Source organism: Desulfoluna sp. (assembly GCF_030145185.1).
Taxonomy (GTDB): Bacteria; Desulfobacterota; Desulfobacteria; order Desulfobacterales; family Desulfolunaceae; genus Desulfoluna.
This window is the reverse complement of the sequence record NZ_JAQYWB010000067.1, coordinates 15,696-31,895: the sequence shown is the minus strand read 5'-3', so window position 1 is coordinate 31,895 and position 16,200 is coordinate 15,696. Positions and strand designations below refer to the sequence as shown.

Below are 16,200 nucleotides of genomic sequence, written 5' to 3'. Positions count from 1 at the left end.
GTTTCAAAAATGCAAAATGTAATTTACGGTATTCTGTCTGATTTTCTCACCCTTCGGGCGAGCCGGGTGCACTCATCTGCCGCGTTATCAGAGCTTTGAGGTAAACCACTACATCTTCAGCTCTGATGCCTTGCATATGAGCGCACCCAACTCGTGAAATATCCGGGTAAGGGGGGCTGAATAGGAGGAAAGAAGAGTAAATGACGCTTTTTCGCGGTGAACGTATTTGGGAGTGATTTTCTATCTATAGACATTTCCTGCTGTTGAATGAACGACGGCCATGAGAGAGGCTTTTTTCCTTGACCCCTCTGCTTTGTTTGACATACGCCATTTACATGATAACGCATTGTTTTGATGCGCTTGTGTGTTCATTAAACAGGAAGATGCGATATGTCAGATATTTTAGAGGCAGTCAAGCGGAGAGATCCTCACGAGCCGGAGTTTCACCAAGCCGTTACGGAAGTGGTGGAGTCGGTCACGCCCGTCCTTGATCAAAACCCTCAATACCGGAAGCACAGGGTGCTTGAGCGGATTGTGGAACCCGAGCGTGTCATCATGTTTCGTGTCCCCTGGGTGGACGACGATGGAGAGGTGCATGTAAACCGGGCGTTTCGTGTTCAGATGAACAGTGCCATCGGGCCATACAAAGGCGGCTGTCGGTTTCACCCTTCGGTTAATCTGGGCATTCTGAAGTTTCTTGCCTTTGAGCAGGTCTTTAAAAATGCGCTCACCACCTTGCCCATGGGGGGAGGGAAGGCAGGCTCCGATTTTGATCCCAAGGGAAAATCGGACAACGAGGTGATGCGGTTTTGTCAGAGTTTTATGGCGGAGCTTTTTCGCCACATCGGCCCCAACACGGATGTCCCCGCCGGGGATGTGGGCGTGGGTGCCCGGGAGATCGGCTACCTCTTTGGCATGTATAAGAAGCTCACCAACGAATTTACCGGGGTGCTTACCGGAAAATCCTTGAACTGGGGCGGGAGCCTGGTTCGTCCTGAAGCCACGGGGTACGGGGCGGTTTATTTTCTTGAGGAGATGTTGAAAATTCGCAACGAGTCTGTGGAAGGGAAGACCGTGGCCATCTCTGGATATGGCAATGTCGGGACGTACGTCATCGAAAAGATCAATGAACTCGGCGGCAAAGTGGTGACCATCGGGGATGAAGACGGCTACGTTCATGACCCCGAGGGGATCAAGGGGGAGAAGCTGAAATACATGGCCGACCTCTGGGCCATCTATCGGCGTCCCGCAAAGGACTATGCAGAGCGCTACCATTGTGAGTGGGTTCCCGGTAAGCGTCCCTGGGAGGTGCCCTGCGACGTGGCCATGCCCACAGCCCTTGAAAACGAACTGGATCGTACTGACGCCGAGACTCTGGTGAAAAATGGATGCCGTGCGGTGGTGGAAGTGGCCAACATGCCCTGTACCCTGGAGGCGGCCCATTACTTTAAGGAGCAGGGGATTCTTTTTGCTCCGGCCAAGGCGGCCAACGCCGGAGGCGTCGCCACTTCGGGCCTTGAGATGAGCCAGAACAGCATGCGGCTCTCCTGGAGTCGCGAAGAGGTCGACGGTCGCCTCAAGGGGATTATGAAAAACATTCATACCACCTGCCTGGATGCTGCCGAACAGTACGGCATGCCTGGCAACTATGTGGCCGGTGCCAACATTGCCGGGTTCATCAAGGTGGTGGATGCCATGATCGATCAGGGCGTGGTGTAAGCAGGTTTCCTTTTGTGTTGCAGTTTCTCATGAAATGTTCAGTATAGATTAACGACGGATGGTGCGGGCAACGAGGTTGGCCGTGTTTTCGCACCATTCGCCACCCCTCTTTTTTTCCTTTCCCCCAGCCCTGCGGCTGACAGCCTTCCCTCGCGGCGTGTCATGTCGATGATATCCTTTTGTTTTTTTAGATGAATCCATGTTTGTACGGTTTTCTTTTTACGTATGAGAGGTCTGTATGCTTTTAAAACACAGCGGGACGGTTTTTCGATCGCTCAAAGGCTCTTTGGCGGCAAAACAGCTGTTTTATATTCTGATTTTCAGTTCCCTCATTACTTTTATCGGCACCAGTTTTAACCTCTACCTCGAGTATCGTAAAGATTTCACCGGTGTGGATGAGCAGCTTAACCAGATTAAGAGGGGGCATTTGGAGAGCCTCTCGGGAAGTGTGTGGCAGCTGGACGACCTTCAGGTGAAAAGTCATCTGAATGACATGTTGAATATGCAGGATCTCATTTACCTGGAAATCCGGGAAAAGGGTGAGGTGATGTATTCGGCAGGGCAATTGACCCCTGGGGAGCAATGGGTAAAAAGAGGCTTTGACATGTTTTTCACCCATGGGGGAGAAGAGATGCATATCGGGGTTCTTGACGTCTATGCCTCCCTTGACGGGGTGTACCGCCGCCTGTTTGAACGCCTTTTTGTTATTCTGGTGACCCAGGCCCTGAAAACCTTTCTGGTTTCGATGTTTATTCTTGCGGTCCTCTATCGGTTGGTGACGCGTCATATCACGGCGATCTCCCGATATGCCACGGAGATGAAGCCTCAAGAGATGGGGGAACCCTTCCAGCTTGCCAACAGAAAAATAGATCCGGAACATCCCGATGAACTCGATGAGTTGGTGGCGGCGTTGAATCAAATGCGTCAGCGTTTGTTCCACGATATCGAACGGCGTCAGGCCATTGAGAATGAGCTGGCTCGAAACCGGGCTTTGCTGGATGATACGCAGAAGCTGACACACATCGGAGGTTGGGAATACTCTGTGGCCGACGGGCGGGTGCTGTGGACCAAACAACTCTATGAGTTGCACGGGGTGGATGTCGATCCCGATGTGGATCATTTTGCCCTCTCGCTCTCCTGCTACAGTGAGGCGGACCGGGTTGTGATCGATCATGCGTTTCAGGAGTGCCTCACCCAGGGGCGTGCCTATGCTCTGGACTTCGAAATCACCTCCTGCAGAGGAGAAAAAAAATGGGTCCGGACCACGGGGCGTGCGGTGTTGGAAGGGGACAAGGTGGTCCGTGTTCTGGGAAACATGATGGAGATCACGGAGTCCGTCAAGGCCGAGGAGGCTCGGCGTCGATCTCACCAGACCCTCATGACCGTTCTGGACAGTATGAATGCCATGATCTGTGTGTCAGATCTGGATACCTTTGGTGTTTTGTTCATGAACAAGGCCATGATTGAGCGTTTTGGGGAGGGGATGACTGGGCAGGAATATTATACTTTTTTTATGAGTGGGCGAGAAAAACGCGGGCCCTTGTCGTCGCTCCCTCCACTTGATACATCGAGTGGCCCCGGGGCTGTCTACTGGGAAAGTCGCAGCAGGGACGGCAGATGTTATATTCATTATGAACGGACCATTCAGTGGGTGTACGGGCATCCTGTGCGGTTCCATCATGCCACGGATGTGACCCAGCTCAAGAGGCTGGAGGGTGAACTGCGTCAGTCCCATAAGATGGAGGCTCTGGGTTCCCTTGCAGGGGGCATTGCCCATGATTTCAATAATATCCTCTCTTCGGTTCTGGGATATACCGAATTGGCCCTGGATGAGTCGCATCTGGAACCGAGGCTGGAAGGGTACCTCAAGGAGGTCAATATTGCAGGGCTGAGAGCCGTGGGGTTGGTTCGGCAGATTTTGACCTTTGCCAGGCAAGGCGATGGAGAGATGACGCCCATCCTCATGAAACCTCTGGTGACGGATGCTTTGAAATTGGTACGTTCCTCCATTCCGACCACCATTGATATTCACCAGGATATCGAGAGTGAATCATTGGTGTTGGGGGATGCCGCCCAGTTGCACCAGATTCTTATGAGCTTGTGTGCCAATGCGGCTTATGCCATGGAAGAGGAGGGCGGGCGTCTGTATGTTCGGCTTTTTGATACGGTTTTGGGTTACGGAGGGACGCCGGTTCCTGCCGCCCTCCCTCCGGGAAATTATTTGACCCTGAGGGTTGCCGATACGGGGTTCGGGATTCCCCCTGAGGTGATGCCGTCGATTTTCGAACCCTTTTTTACCACCAAGGAGCCTGGAGAGGGGGCGGGGATGGGGCTTGCCATGGTGCATGGTATCGTCAAGCAATGGGGAGGGGAGATCAGGGCGGAGCACAATATCCCCCAGGGGGCCGTTTTTATCATTTATCTGCCCATTCTGGAGAAGGGGGAGCCTCCATCGGACGTGTCTCCAGAGGAGGAGGTGCTTCCCAGGGGCCGGGAGCGGATTCTTGTGGTGGATGATGAGGCCTCTATCGCCAAGGTATTCGGCCAGATTCTTGAGCGTTTCGGGTACAAATCGGTGATTCGGACGAGCAGCGTAGAGGCCCTGGAGTCGTTTCGCTCCGGCCCGGAACATTTTGACCTTGTGATCACGGATATGTCCATGCCGGCGATGACCGGAGACATTCTGGCCGCAGAGATCCTGCGTATCAGACCGGATATGCCCGTGATCCTCTGCACCGGCTACAGCCGGAAGATGACGGAAAAAACCATCGGGGAGATTGGCGTGAAAGCTTTTTTATATAAGCCCATTGTCAAAAAGGAGTTGCTGCAGATCGTTCGAAAGGTGCTGGATGAGGCCCGGGATCAAAGAGAGCATAAGGCATAGGCCGACGTTGACGGCTGACCGGATATTCTGGTTTGCGAGCCGGAGACGGGCACGGCGTGTCCCCGGCACCTCAGCCTGCTTTCGCTTGACGGGCGGCTTCTTTTCTGCCATAGCTTAATTTGCAGTGCCTCGTAATTATTAAGTAAATCAGCGGTGGGTGATGGGAAATAAACTATTTTTATTGTTTCTGGCCACGGTGGCCCTCCTTTTGGGCTCGCCGGCAGGGGCCGCGCAGGGGGCGCAGACGACTTCGGTTCCTCATGTGCTGGTTCTGAACTCCTATCACCCCGGTTATGTCTGGGCGGATTCGGTTACCGAGGGGTTTCGATCGGTATTTGACTCAGAAGGGAGCTCTCTTCGGGTCAGTTTTGAGTACATGGACTCCAAACGTTACCGACCGGATGAAATTTTTGAGACATTAAAAGAGGTGTACCGACTGAAGTATCGGGCGGTGGGTTTTGATGTGATTGTTGCGGCTGACAACAACGCCTTGAATTTTCTGCTTCTGTATCGAGATGAACTCTTTCCGGGGACCCCGGTGGTGTTTTGCGGGATCAACGGCTTCCAGCCCGAAATGATCGCGGGGCATACGGGATATACGGGGGTGGCCGAAGATTATGATCTGGCCGGAACCCTGGACCTGGCCCTCTCCATGCATCCCCTGACCCGTTATGTTGCTTATGTCAGTGGTGCGTCCACCTCCAGTCGTATCAACCGGAACCGGCTTCGGGAGCTGATCCCTTCCTATGAAGAACGCGTGACCTTTCTGGACCTTTCACTGAAACCCCTTGCCGACCTGAAAGAGGCCTTAGGCTCCCTTCCTGAAGAGACAGTGATTTTATATCTCTCTTATTATCTCAGCCCAGACGGGGTCAGGCTGACGGTTGAGGAGAGCACCTCCCTTGTTTTTGAACATTCCGGGCGGCCCGTCTACTCTCCCTGGGAGTACACCCTCGGCAGCGGTGTGCTGGGGGGGCAGATGCTCAGTGGTCGGGCGCAGGCCGAAGAGGCGGCGCGCATTGCCCTTCGCATCCTGGACGGGGTCTCGCCTGAGGCGATCCCCATTTTGCGTCACAGCACCATTCATCCCATTTTTGATTACACCATTCTTCGCTATTTCTCGATTCCCCACAATGCCCTTCCCAAGGGAAGCCTGATCCGGAACGAGCCGGTGACGGTGTATTATCAATACAAATATGTGATCTGGGCCACGGTGCTTTTTTTGATCTATCAGTCCATCGCCATTGTGGCGTTGATGCGGATTATCGCTCGGCGAAAGCGGGCGGAGGAGAGGGAGAAAAAGCTGGAGGCACAGTTGCGTCAGTCTCATAAAATGGAAGCCATCGGAACCTTTGCCGGCGGGATTGCCCATGATTTTAATAACATCTTAGGAGCCATCACCACCTGTACCGAGCTGGCTGTGGAGGAGGTGGGCGGGTCGGGGCCGGTTCATGAAGACCTGTCCCATGTCCTCAAGGCGGCACAGCGAGGCAAGAGCCTGGTGCGTCAGATCCTTGCCTTCAGTCGCGATAAAGACCAGGAAAAACAGCCTGTTCAGATGGCACAGCTGCTCAAGGAGTGCACCCAGCTTCTTAAAAGCTCCATTCCGGCAACCATTGATGTGCACCTGAATATTCAGGCCGAGTCCGGGCTGGTGCTGGCCGATCCCACCCAGATTCATCAGGTGATCATGAACCTGTGTACCAACGCCAGTCATGCGGTGGAAAATCAGAAAGGGCTTATTGACATCACCCTTGACTCGGTGGATCTCGACCGGAGCGCGGCTCACATTCACCCGGATCTTTTTCCGGGGCGCTATTCACGCCTTAGTGTTCGGGACAACGGGAACGGGATTGCCCCCGAAGACATGGACCGGATTTTTGATCCTTTTTTCAGTACCCGCAAAGATCGGGGGGGCACCGGGCTCGGGCTCTCCATGTCCCATGGGATCGTCAAACGGCATCAGGGGGCCATTACCGTGGCAAGCCATCCCGGGCGGGGGACTATTTTTTCCGTCTTTCTGCCCTGTGCTCATGGGGCGGAGCCCGTGACACCCTTTGATTCCACAGCCCCGGAACGAAAGGGTAAAGAGAGAATTCTTCTGGTGGACGATGACGAACAGATGATCTACGGTACGGAAAAAATGCTCTGCCGCATGGGGTACGAGGTGGTCGCCCTGACGGGAAGCCTTGCTGCGTTGAAAGCGGTGCGGACCGAGCCCCGGGGGTTTGATCTGGTGATGACGGATCATATGATGCCCTATCTGAGCGGCATGGAACTGGCCAATGAGATTCGTGCCCTCTGTCCAGAGATGCCCATTATTCTCTACAGTGGCTTTCAGGATAAGGCCGGGGTTTTGACGCCCCGTGTGCTTGAAGACTACGGGATTAACGCGTTTATGAAAAAACCGTTTAACCGGGAAGAACTGGGGAAGACGATTCGCAGGGTGCTGGGTGCGTGATGGATTAACAAACAGGGCTTAAAACCCGCTTTCAAGGTGGCGCCACCTTGCCGCCGGAGGCTTTTTTTTGAGCTGAACAGTGACGATTAAGGTAAAGTTTTCATGGCAACCGTTCTGATTATTGATGATGATGAGACCCTCTGCTATTCCCTGTCGCGGGTCGTGACCGCTAAAGGCCATCAGGCTGTGACCGCGTACACTCTGACGGAGGGGCTTTTAAAAGCCCGGCAGGCCTCTTTTGATGCGGTGTTTCTTGACGTGCGGCTGCCCGACGGCAACGGGCTGGAAGCTCTCGCCGAGTTGGCTCGCCTCTCGTCCTCTCCGGAGGTGATTATCATCACCGGCCTCGGAGATCCGGACGGGGCGGAGCTGGCCATGATCAACGGGGCATGGGATTATATTGAAAAGACCGCCTCCACCAAAGAGATTGCCCTCACCCTGGGCCGTGCCCTTCAGTATCGGGAGGAGAAACAAAGCGCCGGGGCATTGGCGCCTGTGGTGGCTCTGGTGCGTGATGGGATCATCGGGAGCAGCCCCGGGATGAAAAACTGCCTTGACCTGGTGGCCCGATCTGCTGTGAGCGACGCCAATATTCTGATCACCGGAGAGACGGGGACGGGCAAGGAGCTTTTTGCCCGAGCGGTTCATGAAAACAGCGCCCGCAAAAACGGCCCCTTTGTCATTGTGGATTGTGCCTCTATCCCGGAAACTCTGGTGGAGAGCCTGCTCTTCGGCCATAAGAAAGGGGCCTTTACCGGAGCAGACCGGGATCGCACGGGCCTGATTGTGGAGGCCGATGGGGGGACCCTTTTTCTGGATGAGGTGGGGGAACTCCCCATGTCTCTTCAGAAAGCTTTTTTGCGGGTGCTTCAGGAGCGCACCGTGCGTCCTGTGGGCAGCAGGCAGGAGGTGGAAAGCCACTTCCGTCTGGTGGCGGCGACCAACAGGGATCTGGAAAAGATGGTTTCACAAGGGAGCTTCAGGAAAGATCTTCTTTACCGCATCCAGGCTTTTACTATGGAGCTGCCCGCCTTGAGGACTCGTATTTCAGATCTCAAGGAGATCTCAGCCTATCATATCCATCGCTTCTGCGACCGTTACGGCATGGATCACAAAGGGGTCTCTTCGGATTTTTATGGGACCCTTGAGAATCATTCCTGGCCGGGCAATGTCCGCGAGCTGGTGAATATCCTTGATCAGGCACTGATCTCGGCGCGGAGCGAATCCATCCTCTTTCCCAAACACCTTCCCCCGAAGCTGAGAGCTCTGGTGGCCCGTGCAAAACTCGGGACGGCCTCCCCTGAAGACCCGAGCGCATCAACCGGTTATCGGCTTGATGAGATGCCAACCCTCCAGGATTACCGGGAGCTCGTCTGTCGGGACGCCGAAAAACGGTATCTCGAAGACCTGATGCGGGTCACCGCCGGAAACGTCAAAAAAGCCTGCGATCTGGCAGGTCTCTCCCAGTCCCGCCTTTATGCCCTTTTAAAACAGCACGGGTTGAAGTGATTTATGGCCTTGATCATCGTTTCGGCCAAGTCCATAAAAACCGTGAGTTACCTTTGGCCGAAATGGCATAGGAAGAAAACGCAAATCCGGGCATGGATCCCTGGTCACCTGGCGATACAAAAGGTGGTGAGTTTCGAACAGTAAAATGACACAACCGAATCCATTTCCTCTGTCAGCCGGGGAATCCATGGTGATGATGGAATACTGCCGGGTTTTATGATGCGGGTGGTGATGTCAATACGAAGGTGGCCGAAACGATGACCAAGGCCGCCCGAAACGATGAGTAGTGCCTGCTTTGTAGCGAATGGGGATCCGCAGGAGGCACGCTTTTTTGTTCTGCCTTGATTCATCTGACGGGTTCCTGCACCGCAGGAAAAATTCCTGTCCGACAAGAGAAAACCCGCTTTTTTGGAAGCGGGTTTTTTGCGTTTGTGATCATACGATTTTGAATTTATTGGTTATATCAAAAAAGTAATTCGCTGGCACAAGGGCTGCACTCTATCCTGTGCACATGAGAAACCATTCGCACCATGACGGTGAGGAATGAACCGAAGGGGAAGGAATCAGGATGGATTACAATACAGCGAGTTTAGCGCTTCATGAAAAGAGTGTGGGGAAAATTGAAGTGGTCTCCAAGGTGGCCATCAGCACCCGGGACGACCTGAGTCTGGCCTACACACCCGGTGTGGCTCAACCGTGTCGGGAGATCAGCGAGGTCAAAGACGAGGTCTACCGGTATACGGCCAAAGGCAACCTGGTGGCGGTGGTCACTGACGGCACAGCGGTCCTGGGGCTCGGCGATATCGGGCCGGAGGCAGCCATGCCGGTGATGGAAGGCAAAGCCATTCTCTTTAAGGAGTTTGCCGATGTGGATGCCTTTCCCATCTGTCTGAACACCTGCGATGTGGATGAGATTGTTCAGGTGGTGAAGATGATCGCCCCCACTTTCGGAGGGATCAACTTAGAAGATATTTCAGCTCCCCGCTGCATGGAGATTGAAGAGCGACTTAAGGCAGAGTTGGATATTCCTGTATTTCATGACGACCAGCACGGAACAGCCATTGTCGTGGCTTCGGCACTGATTAACGCCTTAAAAGTAGTAAAGAAAAATCTTTCTGAGATTCGCGTGGTGGTGAACGGCGCAGGGGCTGCTGGCGGGGCAATCATCAAGATGCTCCTTGATCTGGGCGTGACGGACATCCTCGCCTGTGACAAAAGCGGCATTCTCTGTGAAGGGGATGCGGAAAACCTGCCCCACCTGGAGGCTCTGGCCGCCAAGACCAACCGGGGGAAATGCCGAGGGCTGCTGGCCGACGCCATGGCCGGTGCCGACGTGTTTATCGGGGTTTCCGCAGGGAATGTGGTGAGCCCTGCGATGGTGACCTCCATGAACGCCGGTTCGGTGGTTTTTGCCATGGCCAATCCCACCCCCGAGATTATGCCCGATGAGGCCAAGGCAGCCGGAGCGGCCGTGGTAGGGTCGGGGCGCTCTGATTTTGCCAACCAGGTGAATAACGTCCTGGCCTTTCCTGGAATTTTCAGGGGCGCTCTGGATGCCCGGGCAGGGGAGATCAACCGGGCCATGACCCTGGCCGCGGCGTATGCCATTGCCGGGATTATCGCAGAGGAGGAGTTGACCGCAGAGTATGTCATTCCCGATGCCCTGGATCGACGTGTGGGCAAGCAGGTGGCCGAGGCCGTGAAGCAGGCGGCGTATGAGTCAGGCGCAGCAACCAAAAAATAATGAATCAAGGAGAGACAACCATGTCAACCGCAACAGCAGCCGCTATGCCCGTACAGGGCCTTCGTGACTACAAAATCATGGGGATTCCCCTTCCTTTTTTTCTCGTTCTTACTGGCATCGTGTTTTTGACCACGTATTTGCAGGTCCTTCCCAAGGGAATGGTCGGAGCCTTTCCCTTGATGATGGCCCTGGGTGCTATTTTAAATGAGATCGGCGATCGTACCCCAGGCATTAAAGATTACCTGGGAGGCGGCCCCATCATTATTATTTTTGGATCGGCTGCCATGGTCACCTATGGTGTGTTGCCCGAGCCATCCGTTAAGATCATGACCAGCTTCATGAAGAGCGAAAGCTTTTTGAGCTTTTACATTGCCGCTTTGATTACAGGCAGCATCCTCGGTATGGACCGGAAGCTCCTGATTCGGGCATCACTGAGGTATCTGCCAGTGATCTTAGGCGGGGTGGCGGTCGCCGCTCTTATGACCGGTACCGTCGGGATGCTCATTGGGTATGGATTTAAGGAAGCGATTCTCTATATTGCCATCCCCATCATGGGCGGCGGCATGGGCGCAGGCGCGGTCCCCTTGTCCCAGATTTTTGGCACCACCCTGAACCTGGATCCCGCGGCCATGATGTCTCGTATGGTTCCCGCCCTGGCCCTGGGCAACGCCCTTGCCATCGTGGCGGCAGGTGTCCTGGATAAACTCGGCAAGAGTTATCCTTCTCTTACAGGTAACGGGACCCTGATGAAGAATCAGGACGCCGTTTCTGAAGAAAAAGAGGAAGAGATCGACATTGATTATCAGCTGATGGGCATCGGGCTCTTGATGGCCACGACCTTCTTCGTCTTCGGTAAACTCCTGGGGAGCTTCATTCCCCTGCACTCCTACGCCCTGATGATTATCAGCGTGGCTGTGGTGAAAGCCCTGGGCATTTTACCCCGTAAGTACGAGATTGGCGCTTTCCAGTGGTTCCGCTTCGTCATGGTCAGCATGACCCCGGCGCTTCTCGTGGGCATCGGTGTGGCATACACCAACCTGAACCAGGTGATCGACGCCTTCTCCATCCAGTATGTGATTCTGGTGGCCGTTACCGTCATCGGCTCCATCATTGGCTCCGGCCTTGTGGGTCGCCTCTTCGGTTTCTACCCCATCGAAGCGGCTATCACTGGCGGTCTCTGCATGGCCAACATGGGCGGCACCGGCGACGTGGCGGTTCTCTCCGCTTCCAAGCGCATGGATCTCATGCCCTTCGCTCAGATCTCTTCTCGGATTGGCGGTGCTTTTATGCTGATCCTGGCGACAGCGATTTTGAAGATGATTATCTAACCATGTTTTTTTCCCCTTCAAGGTAAAACGCATGAAAAAACGCCCCTCGTTTTTAAAACGGGGGGCGTTTTTTGTTGGGCGGGCTGATGCGTGTGAAAACACAGCCCCAGCATAGCTGCCCTTATTTGTTTGTAACTATTCAGCTTGCCTTCGCCAGGTCGTTCGAGGCAAATGACAGAAAGATTCAAATGCCAATACGTCACGTCTTTTCATCACCGCGTAGGGTGCGGCTCCCGCATCTTCTACCGTAGAGAGGACCCTCAGCCTCGCAAGTTAACGATGATCACGAGTCTTATTTCAACATGCGGTGTTTCCGGTTTACGATACGCCTGACGGTGCGCACGGCGCACCCTACGCATCCACCCGGTACGTCATTGTAAAAATGAGGACGATACGGATTTTCATACATGGATCCCCGCCTGCGCGGGGAAGACGAAAAGCGCAGGGTACTGTCAGACCGGGGGCCATAAAGAAAAAATGGATAGCTGAATAGTTACCATTTATTTTTGCTTTATTGCAGACAGGGCATGTCAAAAAACTGTGTGATCTTGAATGCCTCTGATAAACAGGTGGGCCTCGCCTTCTGAAAGACCCGTGATGTCTTGAAATAAGAACGGGACATGACCGGTTTCCTGAGGTAAAGAGAAATGCGCAATCATTGAATTAAGTATATGCAACAAAGGTTCTTTTTAACCCTGTTGAGCCGGAACGAAGAGGAAGTCAAATGGATTACAACGCGGCAAGTTTAGCGCTTCATGAAAAGAGTGTGGGGAAAATTGAGGTGGTCTCCAAGGTATCCATCGAGACCCGTGATGATTTGAGCCTTGCTTACACCCCGGGTGTGGCCCAGCCATGCCGGGAGATCAGCGAGGTCAAGGATGAGGTCTACCGGTACACGGCCAAGGGCAATCTGGTGGCGGTGGTCACGGATGGGACTGCGGTCTTGGGGCTTGGGGACATCGGTCCGGAAGCGGCCATGCCGGTGATGGAAGGCAAGGCCATTTTATTTAAAGAATTTGCCGATGTGGATGCCTTTCCCATCTGTCTGTCCAGTACCGATGTTGAGGAAATTATTCAGGCTGTGAAGATGATCGCTCCTACCTTTGGCGGCATCAACCTGGAAGACATCTCGGCCCCCCGCTGTGTGGAGATTGAAGAGCGGCTTAAAGCGGAACTGGATATTCCGGTTTTTCATGACGATCAGCATGGCACAGCCATTGTTGTGGCTGCGGCTCTGATCAATGCGTTGAAGGTCGTGGGAAAAACCCTTTCTGGCATTCGGGTGGTCGTGAACGGGGCCGGTTCTGCAGGTGGCGCCATCGTCAAGATGCTCCTGGATCTGGGCGTGACCGATATCCTTGCCTGTGACATACGCGGGATCCTCTGGGAAGGGGATGCGGAGAATTTGCCTCATCTGGAGGCCCTGGCATGCAAGACCAACCGGGAGAAGCGCAAAGGAAATCTGGCCGATGCCATGGCCGGTTCCGACGTGTTTATCGGGGTCTCTGCGGGCAATATCGTGAGCCCTGCGATGGTGACCTCCATGAACGCGGGTTCAGTGGTGTTTGCCATGGCCAACCCCACCCCTGAGATTATGCCCGATGACGCTAAGGCCGCTGGCGCGGCCGTGGTGGGCTCCGGTCGTTCCGATTTCCCCAATCAGGTCAACAACGTCCTGGCATTTCCCGGTATTTTTCGGGGCGCTTTGGATGCTCGGGCGCGAGATATCAATCGGCCCATGATCCTGGCCACAGCGTATGCCATCGCCGGGATTATTCAGGATGATGAGCTCACCGCCGAGTATGTGATCCCCGACGCCCTGGATCGACGGGTGGGCAAAGCAGTGGCCGAGGCCGTAAAGCAGGCGGCTTACGAGTCGGGCGTGGCCACGAAGAAGTAACGCTTTTTGCGAACGAAAAAAGGCCTCCGGCGACCCGCCGGAGGCTTTTTTTATATGCTGGAGCGCAGCGACTCCTCGAACCAAGCACGAAGCACGCTGTTTCTTTATTTAATGGAGCGCAGCGACTCCTTGAACGAAGCACAAAGAACCAAGCACGAGGCACGCTGTTTTTTTTGTTTCAACTAAAAGACTCTCCTGCTTTTATCGTCACTTTTTTCAAGTTCTTCATGGCTTTCAGCATGAAGAGGAGGAAGGCGCCGGATCCGATGATGATCATGAAGTCGGGTACCATGCGGGTGTTGCCGATGACCTGAATGATATCTCGGGACCAGAAGGCATTGGAGCGGGCATGCCAGAATCCGTGGTTGATATTGTCCAGCACCTGGAGGATCCCCACGGGCAGGAGGGTGGCGGTAAACATGACGAAGAGCCCGATGTTGAGGCTCCAGAAGCACACCTTGAGCAGGTTGGGGCTCCACCCTTTTTCCTCTACGAGGCCGCGCATGGAAAACAGGGAGAGGCCGACCCCCAGAATGCCGTAAGTCCCGAACAGGGCGGTATGGCCGTGATTGACGGTGAGGTAGGTGGAGTGCTCGTAGTAGTTGACCACGGGTGTGGTGATGGAGAGTCCCATGACGGCTCCCCCGATGAATTCCCAGCAGATAGCGGCCATGAGGAACATCAGGGGATATTTGTAGGGGAAGGAGCTGCCGGCCTTGACCAGAGCTTTCTGACCGTGCCAGACCTCGGCGATGAGCAGCAGGATGGGGACCGGCTCAAGGGCCGAGACCGTGGAGCCCAGGGCAAGCCAGAGGGAGGGCTCACCGAACCAGTAATAGTGGTGCCCCACGCCGATGATGCCTGCAAAGAGGGCCAGGCCCACGGTAAAGTATACGGTCCGCATTCCATCTTCCAGGCGGACCAGCCCCAGATTGACCATCACAAAGACCACGGCGGCGGCTGCAAAGAATTCAAAGGCACCTTCTACCCAGGTATGGACCACCCACCAGCGCCAGAAGTCGGCAATGGTGATATGGGTTTGCGGGTCGTACGTGAGGCCAAAACTGAAAAAACCTACGACTGCCACGCCGGAATAGGCGAGGAAATTGGGGAGCCCCCATTTGTCGCGGCCCGCCTTGAAGTGATCTTTTAAGGCCCTGACCACCAGAAAGAGCCAGAGAATCAACCCAATAAAGAGAAGGATCTGCCACATCCTCCCCAACTCCAGGTATTCCCAGCCCTGGTGTCCCAGCCAGAACCAGACGTCGCCAAGGTATCCCTTGATGCCGAGGACTTCACCCACCAGGCTGCCCACCGCCACCACCACCACCGCGAAAAAGAGAAGGTCCACGAGGAGGCCTTGGCCTTTGGGTTCCCGGTTTCCGACGAAGGGGGCCACAAAAAGAGTCATGCCGATCCAGGAGACGGCAATCCAGAAGACGGCCAGTTGAAGGTGCCATGTCTTGACCCAGTTGTAGGGGATAAACTTCGTGATGCTCTTCAGGCCGTAGAAAGCGTCCGGGCTGACGGTGTAGTGGGCCATGAGCCCTCCGACATTGACCTGAAGAAAAAAGAGGGCCGCCACCACCAGAAAAAATTTGGCGGACTTTCTCTGGCTGGAAGAGACAGGGGCTTGGGCCAGAGCTTGCGCCGGCTCGGGTTTATAGGGCAGAGAGCCTTTGTTGAACCCGTGTTTATGATACAGAAAAATGAAAACGCCCAGGCCGAGGCCGAAGGCGACCAGGGAGATGGCGGACCAGACCAGCGCTTTGCCTGAGACCCTATTGCCTACACTGGGATCGTGGGGCCAGTTGTTGGTGTAAGTGTGGGTGTCGCCGTGGCGGATGGTCCCTGCGCACCAGGCCGTCCAGAAGAAGAAGTCGGCCAGGTTTTGAAGCTGGGTGGGGTCGGTGATCGTGTCCGGGTTGATGGGGCCGTTCTCATCTCCTTCGGTAAAGAGGCGTTTGTAGAAGGCCCGGTTTTTGATGAAGGCGGCCACCTGGAGGGACGTCAGTTGCAGGGTGTCGCTCTCTTTGTCGTAGAGGTTGGTTTTGATTTGTTGGATGACCACGGCATCCACCGCTCCTTTTTCTTCTGTTAAGAGGGCGGAATACTCTCTTTTAAAGCGTTTTCGGGCCATTACCGCCCGCATGGTGACCCCCATGTTATGGAGGGCCTGGGCGGTAAAATCAGGGCCTCGGTAGGTCCCGTGTCCCCAGACGCTTCCCAGATCCATGAGGCCGTAGCGTTGCCATATCTGTTGGCCTTCCATGATTGCTTTTTTTCCGGACCAGGGCTTTCCGTGCATGCTCTCGATGGTACCGGGGTAGGGCGGGAGATCTTTGGTGGTGTAAACGTAACCGATCAAGGCGATGGCAATGGCGCTGACAATGGCCGAGAGAAAATAAAGCTTCATCCGTTGACTGATCATGGGGCATCTCCTGAAGGGTTGGGGATGTTTGGCTGGGGGCTTTGTGGGACGGGGCAGGGGAGGGGCTCGGGATCGGGGCCTGAGGCGCAATGGTCTGAATTTAAGGATGATACGCTGTTGAAGGGAGGGTGTCAATGGGCGGCGTGGAATCACGGCGGCAGGGATGCACCGCGCAATAAAAAACGCCCGGTGTTTTTGGGGACACGGGGCGTTTTTGATGCAGC

General features: G+C 54.7%; 8 protein-coding genes. 7 read left to right on the top strand and 1 reads right to left on the bottom strand.

What is annotated here, in order from left to right; genetic code table 11:
- Positions 1–390: 390 nt before the first annotated feature.
- The 7 genes from gdhA (at position 391) to Q1Q75_RS18135 (ending at position 13,545) form a co-directional block, all read left to right on the top strand.
- Positions 391–1,719, top strand: a complete 1,329-nt coding sequence (gene gdhA, locus Q1Q75_RS18165) for an NADP-specific glutamate dehydrogenase (protein WP_300673557.1) — start codon at positions 391–393, stop codon at positions 1,717–1,719.
- A 238-nt stretch (positions 1,720–1,957) separates the two neighbouring features.
- Entirely contained in the window at positions 1,958–4,603 is a 2,646-nt protein-coding gene (locus Q1Q75_RS18160; RefSeq protein WP_300673554.1) for an ATP-binding protein, read from the top strand.
- A 160-nt stretch (positions 4,604–4,763) separates the two neighbouring features.
- The gene (locus Q1Q75_RS18155) at positions 4,764–7,064 is read left to right on the top strand and encodes an ATP-binding protein (protein ID WP_300673552.1); all 2,301 of its coding nucleotides are present in this window, start codon (positions 4,764–4,766) and stop codon (positions 7,062–7,064) included.
- A 102-nt stretch (positions 7,065–7,166) separates the two neighbouring features.
- Positions 7,167–8,573, top strand: a complete 1,407-nt coding sequence (locus Q1Q75_RS18150; protein WP_300673550.1) for a sigma-54 dependent transcriptional regulator — start codon at positions 7,167–7,169, stop codon at positions 8,571–8,573.
- A 568-nt stretch (positions 8,574–9,141) separates the two neighbouring features.
- The gene (locus Q1Q75_RS18145) at positions 9,142–10,317 is read left to right on the top strand and encodes a malic enzyme-like NAD(P)-binding protein (RefSeq protein ID WP_300673547.1); all 1,176 of its coding nucleotides are present in this window, start codon (positions 9,142–9,144) and stop codon (positions 10,315–10,317) included.
- Positions 10,318–10,337: 20 nt separating this feature from the next.
- Complete coding sequence (locus Q1Q75_RS18140) at positions 10,338–11,645, top strand: 2-hydroxycarboxylate transporter family protein (RefSeq protein ID WP_300673545.1); 1,308 nt, start codon at positions 10,338–10,340, stop codon at positions 11,643–11,645.
- Positions 11,646–12,369: 724 nt separating this feature from the next.
- On the top strand, positions 12,370–13,545 hold the full coding sequence (locus Q1Q75_RS18135) for a malic enzyme-like NAD(P)-binding protein (protein ID WP_300673542.1): 1,176 nt from the start codon (positions 12,370–12,372) through the stop codon (positions 13,543–13,545).
- A 178-nt stretch (positions 13,546–13,723) separates the two neighbouring features.
- Here Q1Q75_RS18135 and Q1Q75_RS18130 read toward each other — a convergent pair whose 3' ends face one another.
- Positions 13,724–15,976: a cbb3-type cytochrome c oxidase subunit I gene (locus Q1Q75_RS18130; RefSeq protein WP_300673539.1), complete on the bottom strand. Its 2,253-nt coding sequence runs from the start codon at positions 15,974–15,976 to the stop codon at positions 13,724–13,726.
- Positions 15,977–16,200 lie beyond the last annotated feature (224 nt).